General features: G+C 71.7%; 4 protein-coding genes. 2 read left to right on the forward strand and 2 right to left on the reverse strand.

Annotated elements, in window-relative coordinates; translation table 11 throughout:
* Positions 1-261: 261 nt before the first annotated feature.
* Positions 262-1,569 carry a M48 family metallopeptidase gene (locus tag AB0J39_RS37740; protein WP_363473740.1) on the reverse strand — a complete coding sequence of 436 codons (1,308 nt, stop codon included), beginning with the start codon at positions 1,567-1,569 and terminating at the stop codon, positions 262-264.
* 359 nt (positions 1,570-1,928) lie between these two features.
* Here AB0J39_RS37740 and AB0J39_RS37745 point away from each other — a divergent pair, with 359 nt between their 5' ends.
* The gene (locus AB0J39_RS37745) at positions 1,929-2,507 is read left to right on the forward strand and encodes an NADAR family protein (RefSeq protein ID WP_363473742.1); all 579 of its coding nucleotides are present in this window, start codon (positions 1,929-1,931) and stop codon (positions 2,505-2,507) included.
* Between the two features lie 43 nt (positions 2,508-2,550).
* Entirely contained in the window at positions 2,551-3,009 is a 459-nt protein-coding gene (locus AB0J39_RS37750; RefSeq protein ID WP_363473743.1) for a GNAT family N-acetyltransferase, read from the forward strand.
* 16 nt (positions 3,010-3,025) lie between these two features.
* Here AB0J39_RS37750 and AB0J39_RS37755 read toward each other — a convergent pair.
* A partial coding sequence (locus AB0J39_RS37755) for a beta-L-arabinofuranosidase domain-containing protein (protein ID WP_363473745.1) occupies positions 3,026-5,686 on the reverse strand: 2,661 nt, incomplete at its 5' end.

The following is a 5,686-nucleotide window of genomic DNA, read 5'->3' on the forward strand; positions in this document are numbered from 1 at the left end:
GTCCTGCTCGTCGTCGCCCTGCGGATCACCAGCGCCCGGCGCCGCAAGCGCATCGAGAAGCTGATCCTCAGCAGCCAAGGCAGACCCCTCGGAGCATGAGTGGTCGGCCGTCGCCACGAGGCCCGGCATCTCCGGCGGGCGCGAGTCCGGTCGGATCGCGGTGCGGTAGCAGGCTGCCAGGTCGATGGACACCACCTGGACGACGGCCTTCCACTCAGGCCCGCGAGGCCCCTGACACCGATCCGGTTCCCATCGCCTCGTTCACGACGCCGTCGCGGGCACGAGGGTCTGCGGTGGCCGGTCCCCTCGCTCGATCGCCTGCGCCAGCCGTACGACGTCGACGACGTTGCCGTCCGGCCCGGCGAGTTCCCGATGGCGCAGCGCGTTGACGTACGTGTAGCCCCGCATCCGCAGCGTGCGGTGCAGCACCGGGAACAGAGCGCAGACTCCGGGTGACGGGTGGGTGCACGGCTCCTCCCCGTGCTCCCACTGGAGCTCCTCGATACGCCCGGACGCCACGATCTCCATCAGGTCGTCGAGCGCCGGGTCCGGCCGCCCGGAAAGGTGGGCCACGGCCCGCAGGACGCTGTCGTGGCCCTGTTCGACCAATGCGTCCCAGACCGAGAAGGGCATGTCCGCGAAGTCGACGGACCAGTACACCGTCCGGCCCGCCGTGTGGTCGCGGAGCAGCCATCGGGCGAACCGTTCCTCGACGGCAGGGTGAAGCGCCCGCACGATCGGGTCCTCCGCCGGCCGGAGCGGCTCGTCCGGGGCGGCGCCGAGCTCCGCGATCCGATCGAGCATGAACCCGTGCCTGGACGGGTCCGCCGCGTACAACTCGCGGTAGCGCGGCGTGAGCCGGGCCGGCAGGTCGTCCTCGAACACCTTCCAGCGCCAGCCCTGGTAGAGATCCACCGCGAACAGCCCGAAGCCGGGCAGAAATGCGGCGTAGCGGCCGGCGAACCAGTCGAGCGAATGGGGCAGGAGCGCACCGCGGAGAAGCGCGGTCGCGATGGTCCTGCGGTCCGACACCAGGCAGCCGGCCTCGTCGGCCCGCAGCATGAGGGCCTTGACGACGGCGGCCACCTCCGCTCGGACGGCGTCCTTCCTGATCGGCACCGACGCCCAGAGCTCCAGGAGCGCGGCGAGCGGCCGCGTCCGGCACGCCTCCAGGAGGGCGAGTTCGAAGGCGATGACCCCGCGCAACTCCGCCCGGTCGAAGCCCATCGCGTACGGCAGGCCGATCCACAGCTCCGTACGCCGTGGCCCCAGCCGGAAGGCGGCCGACTCCGCGACGGCCATGAAGCACACGCGCGACGGACGTCGCACTCCCAGGGTCCTCGCCACCTCGTCGACCATCGCGTACAGCTCGGGGTGGTCGGCACGCCGGGCGACGTGCGCCTGACGCACGCGCCGCGGCCAGGCGAAGGGCATCATCCGCACGGCGATCATCACGACGCCCGCGATCACCATCGGCGCCTGCTCTCGGTGACCGTGGAGCCAGGCGACGACCCCGGCGGCCACTCCCGCGACCACCGGGAGAGCCCCGTTGCCCAGCCACCCCGGCACGCGTGCCCAGCGCCATACGCTCCGGCGGGCCGGCAGGGGTGGCCAGAAGCCGCTTCTGAACCACCCGGGGACAAAGGCCTGGGGGCGATGAGCCAGGACGAGCCAGACCGCCCGTTTCCGGGTCATGCCTCCTGATAACACGAGCTTCTCCTCCCGGGGACGGTCACGCCCGGAGCACCATTGGGGGCCGACGAGCAGCGTGGTTCGGCGACGACCGGTTCGCCACGGGGATCCGCTGGGCCGATTCCGTCACGTAGCTTAGGGCCGCAGGTCACATCCGGCGCGGGGCGGCGCGGGGCGGCGCGACGCTGCGCGGCGCCGAAACCCGATGGCCGGGACGAGGCCGTCTGTGGCACGGTGTGGGCGTGTCCGAGCAGATCCTGTTACCGCGCAGTGTGGACGAGGCGGTCGCCGCGGAGCGGGACGGCCGCGCCCTCCGCTACCTGTACTTCTGGGGCCACCGGCCCGCCCGGGACGGAGGCGTCGGCCCCGGCTGCCTGTCGCAGTGGTGGCCGGTCACCTTCACCGAGGACGGCCACACCTTCGCCTCCGCCGAGCACTACATGATGGCGCACAAGGCCTGGCTGTTCGGCGACGACCGGGCCGCCGGGCAGATCCTCGCCGCCGGTCATCCCGGTGAGGCCAAGAAGCTCGGCCGGGCCGTACGCGGCTTCGACGAGCTGGTGTGGGACGCCCGCCGGTTCGACATCGTGGTCCGCGGCAGCATCGCCAAGTTCGGCCAGAACCCCGAGTTGTCGCGGTACCTGCTCGCGACCGGGGGCCGGGTCCTGGTCGAGGCCAGCCCGTACGACCGGATCTGGGGCATCGGCCTGACCGCAGGCGACGAGCGCGCCGCCTCCCCCTCGACCTGGCAGGGCCTCAACCTGCTCGGTTTCGCCCTGATGGCGGCCCGCGACGCCCTGGGCGCCGGGTCGTGAGCGGCGCCGCCCGGCCGTCCGCCGCACGGAGAGGAGGGCGGGGGTGACCGTCCACGACGCCCCGCCGCTGATCCGCCGCGCGGGGCCCGCAGACGCCGGGCACGTCGCCGAGGTGTTCCTCGCCGCCCGGGCCGAGATGACCTACCTGCCCCGTCTCCACTCCGACGAGGAGACCCGGGCGTGGATCGCCGGCGTCGTGCTGCCGTCGTCGCAGGTGTGGGTGGCCGAGCTGCGCGGCCGGGTCGCCGGGTTCGCCGCCCTGAGCGGCGGCCGGCTCGACCACCTGTATCTCGCGCCCGGCGCCCAGAACGGCGGCGTCGGGAGCGCGCTGCTCGGCCAGGCCAAGCAGGCGCGCCCCCACGGGCTCGACCTGTACGTCTTCCAGCGCAACACGGGCGCCCGGCGGTTCTACGAGCGGCACGGTTTCACCCTCGTCGCGGAGGGCGACGGCAGCGGCAACGAGGAGAACCTGCCCGACGCCCATTACCGCTGGCGGGCCTGACGCCCTCCCCGTCCGGTCAGACGAACCGCCACAGGCGGTCGTTCGCCCCGTTGTCGTCGGCGAGGACGACCTGGGCGCCCTGGGCGGTGGAGCCGCCGCTGAGGCCGAGGACCCTGCCGCCGTTGGCGCACTGGATGCGGAAGTATCCGTTGGCGCCGTGGCGCAGCCGCCACCGGTGGTCGGAGGTGCCGTTGTCGGCCCACTGAAGCACCCGCGACCCGGCCGCGGTGGCGGCGTTCTCCACGCCGAGCACCTTGCCGCTGTTGGAGTTGCGCAGGCGCAGGTAGCCGCCCGAGTCGACCACCGCGGTCCAGAGGTGGTCGGCGGTTCCGGTGTCGCCCCACTGGATGACCAGGCCGCCGTCGGCGGTGGACATGTTCTGCACGCCCAGCACCAGCCCGCTGGCCAGGTTCTGGATGCGCCGGGCGCCGTTCGGCACGAACCGCCACTGGTTGTCCGCGGTGCCGTTGTCGGGGTCCTGCACGGCCTGGGCCCCGTTCGCGGTCGAGCCGCCCTGGATGGCCAGGAGTTTGCCGCTGTTGACGTTCCGGATCTTGTGAGAGCCGTCGCCGGCGTCGGCGATCGTCCAGCGGTGGTCCGCGGTGCCGTTGTCGGTCCACTGCAGGACGCGGGCGTTGTCGGCGGTGGACATGTTCTCCACGCCGAGCACCTTGCCGCTGTTGACGTTGCGGAACCGTACGGCGGTGCCGTCCACGACCAGCTCCCAGTCGTGGTCGGCGGTGCCGTTGTCGGTCCACTGCAGCGCGAGGCCCCCGTCGGCGGTGGACATGTTCTGGACGCCCAGCACGAGGCCGCTGGCCGCGTTGACCAGCCGGTAGCTCGCCGTCCCTCCCCCGCCGCCGCTGCCGCCGGTGTTCCAGTAGACGGTGTAGTTGTGCCCGTGCGCGTCGTAGAACGGGCCCAGGTTGACCGTGGCGCCGTTGGCGGTCGCGGTGAAGGCGAGCGCGGTGGTGCCGGTCCGGGTGATGGACGCGGTGTTCAGGGCGGGCGGCGCCGACAGTGCGGTGTTCCCGTAGTTCCCGGACAGGACGACCGGGCCGTACGTGATGGCCGCGACGTTCGGGTTGTCGTTGGCGGCCTTCATGACGACGCGCATGGGCAGGCGGACCGTCACGGTGTCGCCGGAGGCCCAGGACCGGGTGAGGACGGCGTACGTGCCGGGGGTGGTGTCCACGTCCTGCTGCGCGCCGTTGACGCTGATGGTGGCGCCGGTGGTCCAGGAGGGGATGCGGACGCGCATCGACCACGACCCGGCGGCGTTGCCCGTGACGGTGAGGGTCGTGGTGTCGCTCACCGGATAGGACGTCGTCTGGGTGACCGTGATGCCGCGCTGGGCCCAGTCCAGCACCGAGGGGGCGAACAGGTTCACCGTCAGCGTGGTGCCGTTGTAGAAGTAGATGGAGTCCGTCAGTCTCGTGTTGACCTCCACCCCGGTCCCCTGGCAGCACCAGAACGAGTTGTAGTCGGTGCTCCAGGTGCCGCCGCCCCACGCCGGGCCCACACCGCGGCGGCCGCCCGGCTTGAGCGGCGTGAAGTAGGTGACGTGCCCGTGGCCGTCTGCCGGGTTCTGCGCGCCGATGATGTGGTTGAGCAGCGCCTGCTCGTAGAAGTCGACGTACGCCACCCGATCGGGGTTGAGCAACCACAGCTCGCGGGTCAGGTTGAGCATGTTGACGCTGTTGCAGTGCTCGCAGGTGTCGTTGGTGAGGTAGCCCGCGATCGCGTTGGGCGCCCGGAAGTGCTCGGCCTGGCTGTTGCCCCCGATCGCGTAGGTGTGCGCGCCGACGGTGATGTTCCAGGCGTTGGTGGCGATGTCGCGGTAGCGGGTCGTGCCGGTGGCCTTGTACTCGCGGGCCGCGCCGATCCACTTGGGCACCTGGGTGTTGGCGTGCAGGCCGTTCAGCTGGTCCTGGTTCGACGCCAGGGGGTTGAACACGGCGGCGTGGTCGAACCGCTGCGCGACGGCGAGCCAGCGCCCGTCGCCGGTCTGCTGGTAGATGTCGGTCAGCACCGCGTTCATCCCGCCGAACTCGGTGCCCAGCATGTTCTGCATCTGGCTGCTGCTCAGCCTGCCCGTCCGCCAGTCGACCCAGCCGGCCAGTGCCAGCAGCACATCGCGGGCCCGGGTGTCGCCGATGAGGCGCCACACGTCGAGCAGGCCGGTCAGCGTCTTGTGGATGCAGTAGTAGGGGACGTTGCCGTTGCTCAGCGTGCGGGCTTCCAGGGCGGTGAAGTCGGACTCGGGGAAGCCGGACAGGTATCCGGTGTTGAACCCGGCGGCGCCGTTGTTGGCCTGGCACTTGGCCATTTCGGCGACCATGTAGGTCGCCTTGTCCCGGCACGTGGTGTCCCCGAGCACGGCATAGGCCTGGGCCCACGCGGAGAGGAAGTGCCCCTGCATGTGGGTGCGGAACGGGAAGCTCGGGGCGTCCCAGCCTCCGTTCGCGGCGGCGCCGGCGGTGGACAGTCTGTGGTTGGCCCGGAAGTTGTACAGCAACCGGTTGACGTCGACGAACCGCAGGTACGACAGCGTCCGGTTCTGGTTTTCCATCCAGCGGCCCCCGGTCAGCCGCACCTGCCCGAGCTCGAAGCCGTACGCGGACACGCCGATGTCGGCCCGCGCCGGCGCGACCGCGGCTCCGGCTGCGGAGGCGCC

Origin of the sequence: Microbispora sp. NPDC049633, assembly GCF_040675265.1 — a bacterium.
Lineage (GTDB): Bacteria > Actinomycetota > Actinomycetes > Streptosporangiales > Streptosporangiaceae > Microbispora > Microbispora maris.